We start from the raw sequence: 15,761 nt of genomic DNA, 5'->3' as shown, positions 1-15,761 counted from the left end.
GGTGGCTACTGCGGGATTTGAACCTGCGACCCCATCATTATGAGTGATGTGCTCTAACCAACTGAGCTAAGTAGCCATCTGAGAGCGAGACAATATAATACAATCTCGCATTCAATGCCATTATCTTTTTAAAGATAATTACACTTTAAATAGTGGCTGGGCTACCTGGATTCGAACCAGGGAATGCCGGCATCAAAAGCCGGTGCCTTACCGCTTGGCGATAGCCCAACAATGACATCAATTAAGATATCTAAATAATGGTGCGGTCGGAGAGACTTGAACTCTCACACCTCTCGGCGCCAGAACCTAAATCTGGTGCGTCTACCAATTCCGCCACGACCGCAGCAAATCTTTATAATCATATTGAATATTGGTGATTCAATAAGACGTTGTCTTTTCTTTCTAAAAGAAAGAATGGTGGCTACTGCGGGATTTGAACCTGCGACCCCATCATTATGAGTGATGTGCTCTAACCAACTGAGCTAAGTAGCCATTTCCATATTGTCGCTCATTTTGAAACGTTGCCGCTTCGCTGTGAACGGGGCGCATTATGCGTAGTTGAGCGAAACCCGTCAACTTTTTTTTTGAATAAATCGCGAATAATCATCCGTTCGGTTTCTTTTTAGGCAAAGAGGTGTATTTGTCAGCAAAAAACAGGTCAAAAAGGCAGTAATTGTAGGAACTAAAGTTTCTGAGACTAGGCGATTTAGAAAGAACAAAAATAAAAAGGCCAGTGAATTCACTGGCCTTTAAAGAGATTAAATCAACAATTATACGTTGAAGCGGAAGTGCACAACGTCACCATCTTTAACGATGTAGTCTTTGCCCTCAAGGCGCCATTTACCTGCGTCTTTTGCACCGCTCTCGCCGTTAAACTCGATGAAGTGGTCATATCCAACCACTTCAGCTCGGATAAAGCCTTTTTCGAAGTCTGTGTGGATCTTACCCGCTGCTTGTGGCGCGGTTGCCCCTACAGGGATAGTCCAGGCGCGAACCTCTTTAACACCTGCTGTGAAGTAAGTTTGAAGAGTCAGTAGCTCGTAACCAGAGCGGATCACTCGGTTTAGACCTGGTTCTTCGATACCCATATCCGCAAGAAACTCTTCACGATCTTCGTCGTCAAGCTCAGAAAGCTCAGATTCAATAGCAGCACAAACCGCAACAACGACGTTGTTTTCTTTTTCTGCGTACTCACGAACCGCATCTAGGTAAGGGTTATTTTCAAAACCGTCTTCAGCAACGTTTGCGATGTACATGGTTGGCTTAAGCGTTAGGAAGTTTAGGTAGCCGATTGCAGCAGCTTCTTCTTTGCCTAGTTCAACGGTACGCGCCATACCGCCTTCTGTAAGAACAGGTAGCAGTTTTTCTAGTACAGTGATTTCGAATTTAGCGTCTTTATCGCCGCCTTTCGCTTTCTTTGCGTTACGTTGAATTGCACGCTCACAGCTGTCTAAATCAGCCAGTGCAAGTTCAAGGTTGATCACTTCGATATCTTCGATTGGAGATACTTTGCCAGAAACGTGAACGATGTTTTCATTTTCAAAGCAGCGTACAACGTGACCGATAGCGTCAGTTTCACGGATGTTAGCTAGGAATTTGTTACCCAGACCTTCACCTTTAGATGCACCAGCAACAAGGCCTGCGATATCCACGAACTCCATTGTCGTTGGAAGGATCTTCTGTGGATTAACGATCTTTGCTAATGCATCTAAGCGTAGATCTGGAACTGGAACGATACCTGTGTTTGGTTCGATCGTACAAAATGGAAAGTTTGCTGCTTCGATGCCTGCTTTAGTCAGTGCGTTAAACAGAGTTGACTTACCAACGTTTGGTAGACCAACGATGCCACATTTAAAACCCATGATATAAACCTTATTCTGCTTTGAACGTATGTAAGCGATTTTGTGCTTTTGGTAGGCCATCTTTTAATAAGATGTCTAGGCTGCGAACCGATTCGTCAACGACAGCCTCGATACACTCTTGCTCTTTCGCAGGAGCTTTGCCTAATACATAACCTGCAACTTTATCTTTATGTCCTGGATGGCCAATGCCTAATCTAAGACGATAGAATTCTTTATTGTTACCCTGCTTGCTGATGATGTCTTTCAGGCCATTGTGTCCGCCGTGACCACCACCTTTTTTAAACTTTCCAATACCAGGAGGAAGATCTAATTCGTCATGTGCAACCATGATCTCTTCTGGTTTAATTTGGTAGAACTTTGCCAGAGCTGCAACTGCTTTGCCTGATAAATTCATAAAAGTCGTTGGGATCAGCAAACGAAGATCTTCGCCATGAACCATGATACGACCCGTTAGGCCAAAGAACTTTGGTTCGTTCTTTAGTGTCACGTTATGGACACGTGCTAATTCTTCAACGACCCAAGCCCCCGCATTGTGGCGAGTTTTGGCGTATTCAGGACCTGGATTAGCCAGTCCAACGAGAAGTTTTATTTGTTGGCTCAAGGTATGGATCTCTCTTGGGATTTCAAAAAGCGCCGTATGATATCACAGTTTATGAAAAAGGTGCGAGCTAGCTGACAGCAACGCGATGATTCCTGTCTGTGATATATAGACGTGCAATATTACTCAGACATAAAAAAAGCACTCCATTGAATGAAGTGCTTAATGTCTTTCTCTAATGTGTTTCTAAAGCCAAGCTTTTTAAAACAAAGCGATAACCGCTTTGATTAGTTGAACATCGCAGAGATTGATTCTTCGTTGCTGATACGACGAATCGCTTCAGCCAGCATGCGAGATAGACTAAGTGTTGTCACTTTACCTGTCGCAGCCATCTCTGGAGACAGAGAGATAGAATCCGTTACGATAACTTGGTCTAGAACAGAGTTCTTGATGTTGTTCGCAGCAGTACCAGAGAAAACAGCGTGAGTTGCGTAAGCGAATACACGCTTAGCACCGCGCTCTTTAAGCGCTTCAGCTGCTTTACATAGTGTGCCACCCGTATCGATCATGTCATCAACGATAACACAGTCACGGCCTTCAACATCACCGATTAGGTTCATTACTTCAGAAACGTTAGCACGTGGACGACGCTTATCAACGATAGCGATGTCAACATCACCTAGCGCTTTAGCCGTTGCACGAGCACGTACAACACCACCAAGGTCTGGAGAAACCACAACTGGGTTTTCTAGGCCACGGTTCGCCATATCTTCTAGAAGAACCGGAGTACCGAAGATGTTATCAACTGGTACATCGAAGAAGCCTTGGATTTGCTCTGCGTGTAGGTCGATAGTAAGAACGCGGTCAACACCAACGTTAGAAAGAAAGTCTGCTACAACTTTTGCAGTAATTGGCACACGAGCAGAACGTACACGACGATCTTGACGAGCATAACCGAAGTAAGGGATTACAGCAGTAATACGGCCAGCAGAAGCGCGGCGCATTGCGTCAATCATTACCACCAATTCCATAAGGTTATCATTGGTTGGTGCACAAGTTGATTGAATCAGAAATACATCGCTACCACGAACGTTTTCATTGATTTGAACAGCGACTTCGCCATCAGAAAAACGGTCTACAGTAGCATCTCCAAGAGAGATGTATAGACGATCAGCAATACGTTGGGCTAGTTCAGGTGTTGCGTTACCAGCAAATAGCTTCATATCAGGCACGGTGGAAACCTCGGGTTGCGTCCAGTTTTAAATAGATTGTGGGTGGGCTGATTGGTATTCAGCCAAAGTTTCTTTTAAAGGAGAAATGTTTCGTCCTTTCGCGACAAACGCGGAAACGGTGTCAGGCAGTTGTTCTAGTATCGATTCGGCTTCTTTTTTGCTGTTAAATTCAGCAAAAACGCATGAACCTGTACCAGTCAATCTCGACGGCGCGTATTGTAGCAGCCATGAAAGTTGCTTATCAACCTCTGGGTACAGCATTCGCACAATTTTTTCGCAATCGTTTCCGTATTCTTGCCCTAAAAGCGTTGATAATGCTCGCTTCGGCGTATTTCGAGTTAATTTCGAATGTGTGAATATGTCCACAGTTGCTATGCTCACTTGCGGTTTAACCACAAGGTACCATTTTTCATCCGGATTTGCGGGTAACAGCCGCTCTCCAACCCCTTCGGCAAAGGCAGCGTGACCCCGAACGAATACAGGCACATCAGCCCCCAGTTTTAAACCGATCTCTGCGAGTTGATCGTCTGACAGGTTGAGTTGCCATAAAGAATTTAGCGCAACCAAGGTGGTAGCCGCATTTGAAGAGCCACCGCCAATTCCCCCGCCCATCGGTAGTACTTTCTTAAGCTTGATATCGGCGCCGAAAGCGGTCGATGTATATTGCTGCAGGGCTGTCGCCGCTTTCCAAATCAGGTTGTCTTCGGTTGCAACGCCGGGAATTTCTGGCGTTATGGTTATCGAGCTTGTTTCTTGCTTAACTGTGACCGTGAGTTCATCGGCAAAATCGACAAACTGAAATAACGTCTGAAGTTCGTGGTAACCATTGTCACGTTGACCCGTTATATACAGAAAGAGATTCAGTTTAGCCGGCGAAGGCCAGAGTGTTGGTGTTGTTATCATTTTTTCAGGGTCCACTTCGAAACTACAATGTTGATTTTGTTATCGTCTTGCTTAAATGACAATCGAGTCGGCAGAGGGATCGACTGTGCAATGACATCATTGCCTTCAGGCTGCTGCTCACTTGGCATATCTATATTACGATAGTTATCAAAATTCAGCGTCCATAACTGGCTGCTAACTTGTTTGGACAGAGATTGTAGTGTGTTGGTGCTATTCAATTGATAACTGTCAGCTTGATCAGGAATGCTAAGGAACCATTGTGGCAGATGATCGACGGGAATCCGCAAGCCGGTCAGCTGCTCAACCAATATAGATGCACTGGCATGAGTAAAAACCTGATCATCATAGGTGACGACTTTCGCACCAGATGAATCAATGGTGAGATTGAGAGCGGTCTGACCGAGGAAGGTCGTGAGCCTTAATTGACTCTGATTTGGTGAATGTTTCCAAATGAAATTAAGGCTTTGGCGCTGCTCCGGCGAAATGTAGGCGAGCTTGCCTGTCGCTTGATACTGCTTTATTTGCAAAAGTCGGTCTTGGTGACTTTGCCACTCGACGCTGGTCGGCTGCTCAGGGATGGACGAGCAACCTACCATAATGAGGGTCATAAAAAGAAGAGACGTGATTTTACGAAGCTTGTTCATGTTTGCTCACAACTTGTTCAAATTTATCTAAAAAACGCTTCAACTATAGCATTGAACTCACGAAGTCATGAAAACAAATCCCGCTTGCTCTTTAAATAGCGCAATGCATCAAGTAAAATTCGCCTCTTGTTTCCACTCCCTGATCGAGAATTCCTGATACATGTCTTTGCTTGCCGTAGGTATCAATCACAATACAGCGTCGGTTGAATTGCGAGAAAAAGTCGCTTTTGGTCCAGATAAATTATCTGAGGCACTTAAGCAACTTAACGCAAATGCACACGTAAATGGAAGTGTTATACTTTCTACCTGTAATCGAACTGAAGTGTATTGTGACGTCAAAGGCGTGGCAAAAAACAAGCTGATCGATTGGCTGTCGGTTTTCCATCAGGTGAGTCCTGAAGAGTTAAAACCCAGCCTTTATATTTATGAAGAGCAAGCCGCGATTAAACATTTAATGCGTGTAGCGTGTGGTTTGGACTCTTTGGTGTTGGGCGAACCACAAATCTTAGGTCAGGTGAAACAAGCTTATACCGACTCACGAGAGAACAAATCTGTTGATGCTTCAATGGAAAAACTGTTTCAGAAATCATTCTCTGTCGCCAAGCGTGTTCGCACAGAAACTGAAATAGGTGGCAGTGCGGTTTCTGTCGCTTACGCGGCTTGTACCTTAGCCAAACACATCTTTGAATCGATTGCTGACTCAACCGTGCTATTGGTCGGTGCTGGTGAAACCATTGAATTAGTGGCTAAGCATCTTTCAGCGAATGGCTGCACTAAGATGATTGTGGCGAATCGAACTCGAGAGCGTGCGTTAGGGTTGGCTGAAGAGTTTGGTGCTGAAGTGATCAGCCTCAATGAGATCCCTGAACATTTGCATAGAGCGGATATTGTGATTAGCTCAACCGCCAGTCCATTGCCTATTATTGGTAAAGGCATGGTCGAGACCGCGCTGAAGAAACGAAAGCACCAACCTATGTTGTTGGTTGATATCGCCGTTCCGCGTGATGTTGAGTCACAGGTTGGTGAACTTAACGATGCTTATTTGTACTCAGTTGATGACTTACAGTCGATCGTCGATGGTAATATTGAGCAGCGTAAAGTGGAAGCGATTCAGGCTGAGGCTATAGTCAGTGAAGAAAGTGCCGCATTCATGAGTTGGGTGCGCTCGCTGCAAGCGGTCGACAGTATTCGTGACTACCGTAAATCGGCTAACGAAATCCGCGAAGAATTATTGAGTAAAAGTTTACAATCACTTGCCGCTGGCGGTGACCCTGAAAAAGTTTTACTCGAGCTCAGCAATAAGCTCACAAACAAATTGATCCATGCTCCAACGCGTGCACTTCAAAGTGCAGCAGAGCAAGGAGAACCTGAAAAATTAACGGTCATTAGACAGAGTTTGGGCTTAGAAAACCCTCAATAATATTAGACCTCCAACAAGATAAGAGATTATGAAAGCCTCGATTCTAGTAAAGCTTGAAACCCTTGTTGAACGCTATGAAGAAGTTCAACATCTACTTGGTGATCCTGATGTAATCGGGAATCAAGACAAATTCCGCGCACTTTCTAAAGAGTACTCTCAACTAGAAGAAGTGACGGCTTGCTTCCAGTCATACCAGCAAGCTCAAGAAGATCTAGAAGCTGCTGAAGAGATGGCAAACGAAGACGACGCAGAAATGCGTGAGATGGCTCAAGACGAAATCAAAGATGCGAAGGCAGCAATTGAACGTCTGACAGATGAGCTACAAATCCTTCTGATCCCTAAAGATCCAAACGATGAACGTAACTGTTTCTTGGAGATCCGCGCAGGTGCAGGTGGTGATGAAGCGGGTATCTTCGCGGGCAACTTATTCCGTATGTACTCGAAGTTTGCTGAGAAGAAGGGTTGGCGCATTGAGATCATGAGCAGCAATGCTTCAGAGCAAGGCGGCTACAAAGAGATGATTGCTAAGATCAGTGGCGACAGCGTTTACGGCACGATGAAATTTGAGTCAGGCGGTCACCGTGTACAACGTGTCCCTGAAACCGAATCTCAAGGTCGTGTTCACACATCTGCATGTACTGTTGCGGTGATGCCTGAGATTCCAGAAGCGGATTTACCAGAAATCAAATCGGGCGATCTTAAAATTGATACCTTCCGTGCATCGGGCGCGGGTGGTCAGCACGTCAACACCACGGATTCAGCAATCCGTATTACTCACTTACCAACCGGTACTGTTGTCGAGTGTCAAGACGAGCGTTCTCAGCATAAAAATAAAGCAAAAGCGATGGCAGTGCTTGCCGCTCGTATTGTTCAAGCAGAAGAAGAGCGCCGTGCGGCGGCGATTTCTGACACGCGTCGCAACCTACTAGGTTCTGGTGACCGTAGTGACCGTATTCGTACGTACAACTACCCACAAGGTCGCGTTTCTGATCACCGTATCAACTTAACCATCTACCGTCTGAACGAAGTGATGGAAGGTGACATGCAAAGCTTGCTAGACCCTGTTCTACAAGAACACCAAGCCGATCAACTGGCTGCATTAGCTGAGCAAAACTGATCAGTATGCAATCAGAGTATACGATTGAAAGTGCTTTAAAAGCGGCAATCGTAGCGCTTCAAGAGGGTGACAACACGTCACCCTCGATTGATGCTGCGGTACTGCTTTGCCACGCCTTAGATAAACCAAGATCTTACCTACTTACTTGGCCTGAGAAGCACCTCACCTCAGAGCAAGAATCCGAATTCAATGCTCTTCTAAAACGTCGCTTAACTGGTGAGCCTGTGGCTTACATCGTCGGTGAGCGTGAGTTTTGGTCACTGCCGTTAAAAGTTTCTCCTTCTACTTTAATCCCGCGCCCAGATACTGAGCGTTTGGTTGAGATCGCGTTGGATAAAACCTATGGTAAGCAAGGTGCAATTCTCGATTTAGGCACTGGTACTGGTGCTATCGCGTTAGCATTGGCATCTGAAATGCCGAATCGACCAGTGACAGGTATTGATCTTCGCCCTGAAGCGCAGCAACTTGCTATAGATAATGCGCAGCGCCTAAACATCACCAACGCCACGTTTTTGTACGGAAGTTGGTTTGAGCCTTTGAACTCAGTTAGTTCTGAAGATGCGATGAAGTTCTCATTGATTGTCTCTAACCCACCATATATAGAGAAGAATGATCCTCATTTGTCTCAAGGTGATGTACGTTTTGAGCCGATCACGGCACTGGTTGCTGAAGAGAAAGGGCTCGCCGATATTCGATATATCTCTGAAAACGCCCGCGACTTTTTGGAAGATGAAGGCTGGCTAGCGTTTGAACACGGCTACGATCAAGGCTTGGCGGTACGTGAGATAATGCAGGCGCTCGGTTATCTCGATGTTGTGACAGAGAAAGATTACGCTGGTAATGACCGAGTGACATTAGGCCGTTACTGTTCATAGTTCGTTATTGTTGTTAGCTCATAACTAATATCGATTGCTGATAGTCGCTTATGAGTAATGGATGGCGAACTGGCTAACTTGATACCTTTAACTCGATACATACCTTTAACTCGATAGTGCATTTTATGCGATAACGTATTTAACGCAGAAATACAGGGCATTTACGGGTATTGTATGGCTCGTGTTAACGGAGCACCTATAAAAATATAAAGGAATACCATGTACGAAGGTTTAAAACATTTCCATCTATTAACGATTGCTATAAGCGCGCTACTCCTTTCGGTGCGTTTTGCCCTGATGATGGCTAATTCAACTAAGCTTAACCACCCTTTCTTGCAGCGTTTCCCCCATATCAATGACTCGTTGCTACTGCTATCGGGTATTGGTTTGATTTTTATTACCGGTTTTATTCCATTCACGCCCGCAGCACCATGGTTAACAGAAAAACTGACCTGTGTGATGGCTTACATCGCATTGGGTTTCTTTGCGCTTAAACTTGGCAAAAATAAGTTACTAAGAGTGTTCTCTTTTTTCGGTGCTCTGGGCTGGTTAGCAATGGCAGGTAGCATTGCGATGACGAAGACACCAACATTTTTCGGTTAATTATCTCCTTATTTCGGTTAATTATCTCCTTATTTCGGTTAACTATCTATGTACGAATTTTTTGATGAAGACTTTGACCAGCTAGAGTTAGCAGAAGGTGCATTGATCTTAAATAAAGCGATTGATCCCGATACCCAAGACAGCTGGGCAGAGCAAGAGCTGGCAAGATTACTAAAAGAAGCTGAGTTTGCTTTGGTTCATGAAACCGACGAGCAACAGAAGTTTGAGTCCTTTCTTCGATTGTTCTTCCATGAGTGGGGCTTTGCGGGTGATAAAGACGCTTACTTCTCTTCAGAAAACGCTTTTATTGATAAAGTATTGGAAAGAAAGAAGGGTATCCCGGTTAGCCTTGGTGCCATTTTTCTTTTCTTAGGTCGCAAACTAGGCTTTCCTGTAGAGGGGGTATCTTTCCCGACTCAGTTCTTACTCAAAGTGAACTGGTACGGGCAAAAGACGGTTTATATTAACCCTTACAACGGCGAATATGTTGGTGAGCGAACCTTGCGAGCATGGTTGATTGGACATGACGGCCCACTGGCTAAGGTGAACGCCGAACATTTAGAAGCCGCCGACCACCCAACCATTATTGGTAAGTGGTTAGCGTTACTTAAAAGCGCTTTGCTCAGAGAAGAGCGTTATACGCTGGCTTTGAAGTGTACTGATCTCGCATTAACGTTTGTGCCGGATGATCCGTATGAAATCCGTGACCGTGGCTTTATTTACCAGCAGCTAGACTGCCATCAAGTCGCTGCAACGGACTATCAGTATTTTATTGATCAATGCCCAGATGATCCTGCGTCTGAGTTACTGAAATCTCAAGTGAATGTCATGAGTGAAAAGACCGTGGTTGTTCACTAGTTAATAATTATTTTAGAGAGAATATGATGGAACAGAAAACAGTTCATATTGGTGATATGCCAATTGCTAACGACAAGCCATTTACGCTATTTGCTGGCATGAATGTTCTGGAATCTCGCGATCTTGCGATGCAGATCTGTGAGCACTACGTGAAAGTAACAGAAAAGTTGGGCATCCCTTACGTATTTAAGGCGTCTTTCGATAAAGCGAACCGCAGCTCTGTTCATTCATACCGTGGCCCTGGTATGGAAGAAGGTCTGAAAATCTTCCAAGAGCTAAAAGACACCTTTGGTGTGAAGATCATCACCGATATCCATACCGAAGCTCAAGCTCAGCCAGTTGCGGATGTGGTGGATGTGATTCAACTACCTGCTTTCCTAGCTCGTCAAACGGATCTTGTTGAAGCAATGGCTAAGACTGGTTCTGTTATCAACGTCAAGAAGCCTCAGTTCATGAGCCCAGATCAAGTAGGTAATATCGTTGATAAGTTTGCTGAGTGTGGCAACGACAATATCATTCTTTGCGAACGTGGTTCTTGCATGGGATACGACAACTTAGTTGTTGATATGCTTGGCTTTGGCGTAATGAAGAAATCTTCAAACGGCAGCCCAATCATCTTTGATGTGACTCACGCGCTTCAAATGCGCGATCCATCAGGCGCGGCATCAGGTGGTCGTCGTGAGCAAACCGTTGAACTTGCGAAAGCGGGCCTTGCTACGGGTATTGCTGGTCTGTTTCTTGAAGCGCACCCAAACCCAGATCAAGCACGCTGTGATGGCCCATCAGCGCTACCTCTAGATAAACTAGAGCCGTTCTTGAAACAGATGAAAGCACTTGATGACCTTATCAAAGGCTTCGAGCACATCGAGATCAAATAACAAAGTGACCGTTGAATAACTCACCAGTTATTCAGCCGAGCAGATAAACGCCCAACCCTCAGAGTTGGGCGTTTTTGTTCTTGCGGTATCATGAGCGCTGCTAATTTCATTCGACTTTACGAGTGAGCCATATGTGACCAATTCGACATAAATATGAAATCGCAGTGTTACATCGGGAATGTTAATTTAAGATTAGGGCATCTGATTGTTTGAACTCCAGATAAGGAAGTCGCAATCGATGATAAAAAAGCAGTGGATTCCCCTAAAAAGTTCAAAGGTATGACAATGAAGCAACGCCTTATTCTAAAGACAGCACTAAGTGCTGCAATCCTAGTTACTCTAGCTGGGTGTGCCTCTCAATCAAATCATGATTGGAATCAAGACGAAACTTACAAGCTAACGATTCTTCACACAAACGATAACCATGGTCGGTTTTGGCATAACAAGTACGGAGAATACGGCATGGCTGCGCGTAAAACGCTAGTTGACCAACTTCGTTCAGAAGTTGAAGCAGAAGGCGGTAGCGTGTTGCTTCTATCTGGCGGTGACATCAACACGGGTGTTCCAGAGTCAGACCTTCAGGACGCAGAACCTGATTTTAAAGGCATGAACAAGATCGGTTACGATGCCATGGCATTGGGTAACCATGAGTTTGATAACCCACTGGACGTACTGCAAAAGCAGATCGACTGGGCGAATTTCCCTATGTTATCAGCCAACATCTACGATAAAGCAACCGGTGAGCGTATGTTCCAAGCTTATGAGATGTTTGAAAAGCAAGGGATCAAGATTGCCGTTATTGGTTTAACAACTGAAGATACCCAAAAGATTGGTAACCCTGAGTTCATCGCTGGTATCGACTTCCGTGACCCTAAAGAAGAAGCGAAGCAACTGATCGCTGAACTTAAAGCAACAGAAAAACCAGATCTTATCTTCGCAGTGACTCACATGGGACACTATGAAAATGGCCAGCGCGGTGTTAACGCGCCGGGCGATGTTGCACTTGCTCGTTACCTCAATGAAGGTGACCTAGATATGATTGTCGGCGGTCACTCTCAAGAGCCGGTGTGTATGGAAGGCCCTAACGTTGTGAAGAAAAACTTCAAGCCGGGTGAGCAGTGTAAGCCTGACGTTCAAAATGGTACTTACATCGTTCAAGCTCACGAGTGGGGCAAGTACGTAGGCCGTGCTGATTACGAATTCCGCAATGGCGAGCTAGAGATAGTGAGCTACGATCTCGTTCCCGTTAACCTTAAGAAGAAAGTTGAGGTAGACGGTAAGAAGCAGCGTGTCTTCATTCAAGATGAGATAGTACAAGATCCAGAGCTACTTGAGTTCCTACGTCCTTTCCAAGAGCAAGGTCAAGCACAGCTAGAGGTTCAGATTGCAGAGACAAACGGCAAACTGGAAGGGGATCGCAATGTGGTTCGATTCCAACAAACAAACCTAGGTCGTTTGATTGCGACTTCTCACATGGAGCGTGCAAAAGCAGACTTCGCTGTGATGAACTCTGGCGGCGTTCGTGACTCAATTGAAGCAGGTAATGTTACTTACAAAGATGTACTGAAGGTACAACCTTTTGCAAACATCCTGACTTACACAGACATGACGGGTAAAGAAGTTCTCGATTACTTAAATGCAGTGGCGACTAAACCCATCGATTCTGGTGCTTACGCTCAGTTTGCTGGTATCTCTATGACAGTAGCGAATGGTGAGGTATCGAATGTATTCATCGGTGGCAAACAGCTTCGTCTAGACGAAACTTACCGTTTCACAGTACCAAGCTTTAACGCGGCTGGTGGTGATGGCTACCCTAAATTGTCTGACCATCCGGGTTACGTAAATACTGGTTTTGTTGATGCTGAAGTACTAAAAGAGTATTTAGAAGCAAACAGCCCGGTTGACGTGAACCAGTACGCGCCTGCAGGCCAAATGGTTTACAAGTAATAGAGCTTAGGCAATTGAATGAATAGGTGCTGAATTAGATTGACTCCAGCAGCTTGATAAATTTTAACTAAAGCGACGCTTCGGCGTCGTTTTTGTTTTAATATAACCGCGTGTTGCTTCTCTATCGTTTGGATTTGTTATGACCCCTGCAATCAATCTCGCCAAGAAAAAGAAAATCGCTCATAGTGTGCATCAATATCATCATGATGCGAATAATACGAACTATGGTTTAGAAGCCGTTGAAGCGCTTGGTCAAGATCCCAAACGTGTATTCAAAACGCTGTTGTTCTGTTTGAATGGTGTAGCAAAAGATTTGGCGGTCGCAGTTATTCCTGTTGACCAGAAGCTCAACCTAAAGCTTGCAGCAAAAGCAGCGAAGGGAAAAAAAGCAGAGATGGCTGATCCAGATATTGCTCAGAAAACCACGGGTTATGTTGTTGGTGGAATTAGTCCGCTTGGACAGAAAAAAGCACTGCCGACCTTTGTTCATTCTAGCGCTACCGATTTTGAAACGATCTGTGTGAGTGCAGGGAAGCGTGGGCTAGAAATTGAGTTAGATCCGAAAGATTTAGTAAAGCTGACTCGCGGCCAGTTTGCCGATCTATGTTTATAGATTGTTGTTGTCATGATGATAAAACTATCGAATGACAAACAAAAACGCCCGCTAGACTAATCTAGCGGGCGTTTTTATATCGAGTGTCTCGTCTTACTGACTCTGACTACTTCTTCAGACCTAAAGTACCACCAACACGCTTTGGTGCAGGTTTGTTCGGTCTATTTGAATCTTGACTGCGATTTGCCGGTTTACCGCTTCTACGATCGTTATTGTCGCGATCTGTGCGATTGCGGTCCGAACGGTTTCTATCTGAATTTGAACGCTCTGAACGAGAGTTCGATTTCCAGTTTTCGGTATTACCACCGCTTTCACCGTTCGATGAATTGCGGCCACGCTTTGAGTTAGGCGCATGACGGAATTCATCCGCATTGTTACCGCGGTAAGTGCGAGTACGGTTCTCGTTTTGATTACGGCGCGCTGTTGAAGCTTGGTTCTCTTCACGGCTATCAAAAAGTTTCGCGTCAGTCGCTTTACGAATGCGTTGACCTTTCGCGTTCATTTTTGACGCATCTTCTGTACTTACTGAGCCTTCACACATCGCTAAAATTTCAGTGATCTCTTGGTCGCTCAGGTAGCGCCATTTGCCGTTAGGAATACCGTCTAGTGAGATATTCATAATACGAACACGGCGCAGCTTAAATACTTCGTAACCGAGCGCTTCACACATACGGCGAATTTGGCGGTTAAGGCCTTGTGTTAGTGTGATTCGAAATGAGAACTTGGTTTCTTTCTCTACCTTACATGGCAAAGTGACAGTATCGAGAATATGAACACCTGCGCCCATTTGCTTCAAGAACTCAGTCGTAATCGGCTTATCCACACGCACCACGTATTCTTTCTCGTGGTTGTTACCTGCACGTAGGATTTTGTTTACGATGTCGCCGTCATTGGTTAGGAAGATAAGGCCATCAGAAGGCTTATCTAGACGACCGATCGGGAAAATGCGCTTGTGGTGGCCGATAAAGTCGACGATGTTGCCAGGAATATCACGCTCAGTGGTACAGGTGATGCCTGTTGGTTTATTAAGAGCAATGTAAATCGGCTTCTCTTTTGAGCGAACAGGCTTATTGTCGATCTCAACATCATCACCAGGCAAGACTTTAGTACCCATTTCAGGGATCTTACCGTTAATAGTAACTCGGCCTGCATCAATGAGTTTATCGGCTTCGCGGCGTGAGCAAAAACCAGTTTCACTAATGTATTTATTAAGGCGTTTAGCTTGGGATTCTTGTGACATGATATTCTCTTAGCGTTTCACAACGGAAATATAGATAAACAAAAAGCAACTTTTGGATAGTTGCTTTGAGTTGGAATTCGTTAACTGAGGCAATTTTAGCACTTGGTGTGAGTCTAGGCACGAAATATTCTTGTGAAGCAAGATTGCTCGCTATCAACCTGCCTGCAACTAACCCCGTCAGCTAGTGCGTTTTTGATGGCGCTCTCTGTTCTCTAGTTTTTTCTCATTACTCTTTCTGAGCATGACATAGACTGCACCAGTACCACCATGAAATTGCTGAGCAGAATGAACGCATTGAACATCGTTGATCTGTGACAGCCAATTGGCCACGTAGCTTTTCATCATCGCTGGTGGGTTCGAACGCTCACCCTTACCGTGAACAATGATGACGGTACGAACGTCCATTCTTAAACACTGACGCAAAAATGAAAGTACTTCGTTACGTGCGTCTTTGAGTGTTTTTCGATGCAGGTCGAGCTTAGCTTGAATCGGGTATTTGCCTAGGCGCAGTTTTTTGTATACGCCTTCTTGTACACCGTCTTTTTTATACTCAATAACGTCATCCGGTTTTAACATCGGCGAGTAGTCTAATGATAGGTAGTCCTTCTCATCATCAGACAGCCACATTGCTGCTTCACGCTTGGCAAGGTGAGACTCAGTAACGCGATGTACTTTTTGGTGTTCTGCGGTGTCATGGTCGATACGTTTTACATCGCCCATCATTGCTTGGAATAGATCTAAGTCGTCATCATGAGACATAGTGTGCATCTCAAGTAGAAAAGGATAGGGTAAGTATACCTAAGTTGGGGCTGGGTTTAAAAATGAAAAACCGAAGGTGACAATCACAGTCAACTTCGGTGCAAGGCGTCTTGATACTTACATACAAGCGAATATATCTTAATTATAAATAAGTTAGGCTGAGCCAACTTAGTGAGGGGATTCTTCAGTCATAACCTTATATACTCGTTCAACTTGAAGATGCAGGCTTGAGAACTTGAAAGTTATCATTAATTCGAGATGCCAAAGAGCCT

The 15,761-nt window shown here is 44.9% G+C and carries 15 protein-coding genes and 4 tRNA genes; 8 read left to right on the top strand and 11 right to left on the bottom strand.

What is annotated here, in order from left to right; translation table 11 throughout:
* Positions 1-2: 2 nt before the first annotated feature.
* From Q1A70_RS16070 to lolB, 9 genes are all read right to left on the bottom strand, one after another.
* A tRNA-Met gene (locus Q1A70_RS16070) sits at positions 3-76 on the bottom strand.
* 77 nt (positions 77-153) lie between these two features.
* A tRNA-Gln gene (locus Q1A70_RS16065) sits at positions 154-228 on the bottom strand.
* A 30-nt stretch (positions 229-258) separates the two neighbouring features.
* A tRNA-Leu gene (locus tag Q1A70_RS16060) sits at positions 259-343 on the bottom strand.
* A 72-nt stretch (positions 344-415) separates the two neighbouring features.
* Positions 416-492 (bottom strand) — tRNA-Met (locus Q1A70_RS16055).
* A gap of 278 nt (positions 493-770) precedes the next feature.
* The gene (ychF, locus tag Q1A70_RS16050; RefSeq protein ID WP_299693817.1) at positions 771-1,862 is read right to left on the bottom strand and encodes a redox-regulated ATPase YchF; all 1,092 of its coding nucleotides are present in this window, start codon (positions 1,860-1,862) and stop codon (positions 771-773) included.
* Positions 1,863-1,872: 10 nt separating this feature from the next.
* Positions 1,873-2,463, bottom strand: a complete 591-nt coding sequence (gene pth / locus Q1A70_RS16045; protein WP_010439162.1) for an aminoacyl-tRNA hydrolase — start codon at positions 2,461-2,463, stop codon at positions 1,873-1,875.
* Between the two features lie 224 nt (positions 2,464-2,687).
* Positions 2,688-3,632, bottom strand: a complete 945-nt coding sequence (locus Q1A70_RS16040) for a ribose-phosphate pyrophosphokinase (RefSeq protein WP_004739814.1) — start codon at positions 3,630-3,632, stop codon at positions 2,688-2,690.
* A 27-nt stretch (positions 3,633-3,659) separates the two neighbouring features.
* Positions 3,660-4,535: a 4-(cytidine 5'-diphospho)-2-C-methyl-D-erythritol kinase gene (ispE, locus tag Q1A70_RS16035; protein ID WP_299693801.1), complete on the bottom strand. Its 876-nt coding sequence runs from the start codon at positions 4,533-4,535 to the stop codon at positions 3,660-3,662.
* Positions 4,532-5,179, bottom strand: a complete 648-nt coding sequence (lolB, locus tag Q1A70_RS16030) for a lipoprotein insertase outer membrane protein LolB (RefSeq protein ID WP_299693795.1) — start codon at positions 5,177-5,179, stop codon at positions 4,532-4,534. Before lolB ends, ispE begins: the two co-directional genes overlap by 4 nt.
* A gap of 160 nt (positions 5,180-5,339) precedes the next feature.
* On the opposite strand from lolB, the gene hemA reads away from it, so the two are divergent.
* The 8 genes from hemA (at position 5,340) to ybaK (ending at position 13,490) form a co-directional block, all read left to right on the top strand.
* The gene (gene hemA / locus Q1A70_RS16025; protein ID WP_299693789.1) at positions 5,340-6,599 is read left to right on the top strand and encodes a glutamyl-tRNA reductase; all 1,260 of its coding nucleotides are present in this window, start codon (positions 5,340-5,342) and stop codon (positions 6,597-6,599) included.
* Positions 6,600-6,627: 28 nt separating this feature from the next.
* Positions 6,628-7,716 carry a peptide chain release factor 1 gene (gene prfA / locus Q1A70_RS16020; protein WP_299693786.1) on the top strand — a complete coding sequence of 363 codons (1,089 nt, stop codon included), beginning with the start codon at positions 6,628-6,630 and terminating at the stop codon, positions 7,714-7,716.
* A 5-nt stretch (positions 7,717-7,721) separates the two neighbouring features.
* Positions 7,722-8,591 carry a peptide chain release factor N(5)-glutamine methyltransferase gene (gene prmC / locus Q1A70_RS16015; protein WP_299693784.1) on the top strand — a complete coding sequence of 290 codons (870 nt, stop codon included), beginning with the start codon at positions 7,722-7,724 and terminating at the stop codon, positions 8,589-8,591.
* Positions 8,592-8,810: 219 nt separating this feature from the next.
* Complete coding sequence (locus Q1A70_RS16010; protein WP_299693781.1) at positions 8,811-9,194, top strand: SirB2 family protein; 384 nt, start codon at positions 8,811-8,813, stop codon at positions 9,192-9,194.
* Positions 9,195-9,242: 48 nt separating this feature from the next.
* A complete protein-coding gene (locus Q1A70_RS16005; protein WP_299693779.1) occupies positions 9,243-10,052 on the top strand; it encodes a SirB1 family protein in 810 nt (269 codons plus the stop codon).
* Between the two features lie 23 nt (positions 10,053-10,075).
* Positions 10,076-10,930, top strand: coding sequence for a 3-deoxy-8-phosphooctulonate synthase (kdsA, locus tag Q1A70_RS16000; RefSeq protein WP_299693777.1), 855 nt, complete (start codon positions 10,076-10,078; stop codon positions 10,928-10,930).
* Between the two features lie 285 nt (positions 10,931-11,215).
* Entirely contained in the window at positions 11,216-12,877 is a 1,662-nt protein-coding gene (gene ushA, locus Q1A70_RS15995) for a bifunctional UDP-sugar hydrolase/5'-nucleotidase UshA (protein WP_299693775.1), read from the top strand.
* Positions 12,878-13,016: 139 nt separating this feature from the next.
* On the top strand, positions 13,017-13,490 hold the full coding sequence (gene ybaK, locus Q1A70_RS15990) for a Cys-tRNA(Pro) deacylase (protein WP_108021014.1): 474 nt from the start codon (positions 13,017-13,019) through the stop codon (positions 13,488-13,490).
* Positions 13,491-13,596: 106 nt separating this feature from the next.
* Here ybaK and rluF read toward each other — a convergent pair whose 3' ends face one another.
* On the bottom strand, positions 13,597-14,730 hold the full coding sequence (gene rluF, locus Q1A70_RS15985; protein ID WP_299693763.1) for a 23S rRNA pseudouridine(2604) synthase RluF: 1,134 nt from the start codon (positions 14,728-14,730) through the stop codon (positions 13,597-13,599).
* A gap of 177 nt (positions 14,731-14,907) precedes the next feature.
* Positions 14,908-15,489, bottom strand: a complete 582-nt coding sequence (gene smrA / locus Q1A70_RS15980; protein ID WP_299693759.1) for a DNA endonuclease SmrA — start codon at positions 15,487-15,489, stop codon at positions 14,908-14,910.
* Between the last annotated feature and the right edge of the window lie 272 nt (positions 15,490-15,761).

Origin of the sequence: uncultured Vibrio sp., assembly GCF_947488985.1 — a bacterium.
GTDB lineage: Bacteria > Pseudomonadota > Gammaproteobacteria > Enterobacterales > Vibrionaceae > Vibrio.
Note: the sequence above shows the minus strand (reverse complement) of the source record. Positions and strands in the feature narration are given on the sequence as shown.

Bases quoted from the DNA above. Each gene is read 5' to 3' on its own strand.
- hemA (WP_299693789.1), top strand. From the start codon at position 5,340: ATGTCTTTGCTTGCCGTAGGTATCAATCACAATACAGCGTCGGTTGAA.
- Q1A70_RS16010 (WP_299693781.1), top strand. From the start codon at position 8,811: ATGTACGAAGGTTTAAAACATTTCCATCTATTAACGATTGCTATAAGC.
- ispE (WP_299693801.1), bottom strand. From the start codon at position 4,535: ATGATAACAACACCAACACTCTGGCCTTCGCCGGCTAAACTGAATCTC.
- smrA (WP_299693759.1), bottom strand. From the start codon at position 15,489: ATGTCTCATGATGACGACTTAGATCTATTCCAAGCAATGATGGGCGAT.
- prfA (WP_299693786.1), top strand. From the start codon at position 6,628: ATGAAAGCCTCGATTCTAGTAAAGCTTGAAACCCTTGTTGAACGCTAT.
- prmC (WP_299693784.1), top strand. From the start codon at position 7,722: ATGCAATCAGAGTATACGATTGAAAGTGCTTTAAAAGCGGCAATCGTA.
- rluF (WP_299693763.1), bottom strand. From the start codon at position 14,730: ATGTCACAAGAATCCCAAGCTAAACGCCTTAATAAATACATTAGTGAA.
- ychF (WP_299693817.1), bottom strand. From the start codon at position 1,862: ATGGGTTTTAAATGTGGCATCGTTGGTCTACCAAACGTTGGTAAGTCA.
- Q1A70_RS16005 (WP_299693779.1), top strand. From the start codon at position 9,243: ATGTACGAATTTTTTGATGAAGACTTTGACCAGCTAGAGTTAGCAGAA.
- ushA (WP_299693775.1), top strand. From the start codon at position 11,216: ATGAAGCAACGCCTTATTCTAAAGACAGCACTAAGTGCTGCAATCCTA.
- lolB (WP_299693795.1), bottom strand. From the start codon at position 5,179: ATGAACAAGCTTCGTAAAATCACGTCTCTTCTTTTTATGACCCTCATT.
- ybaK (WP_108021014.1), top strand. From the start codon at position 13,017: ATGACCCCTGCAATCAATCTCGCCAAGAAAAAGAAAATCGCTCATAGT.
- kdsA (WP_299693777.1), top strand. From the start codon at position 10,076: ATGATGGAACAGAAAACAGTTCATATTGGTGATATGCCAATTGCTAAC.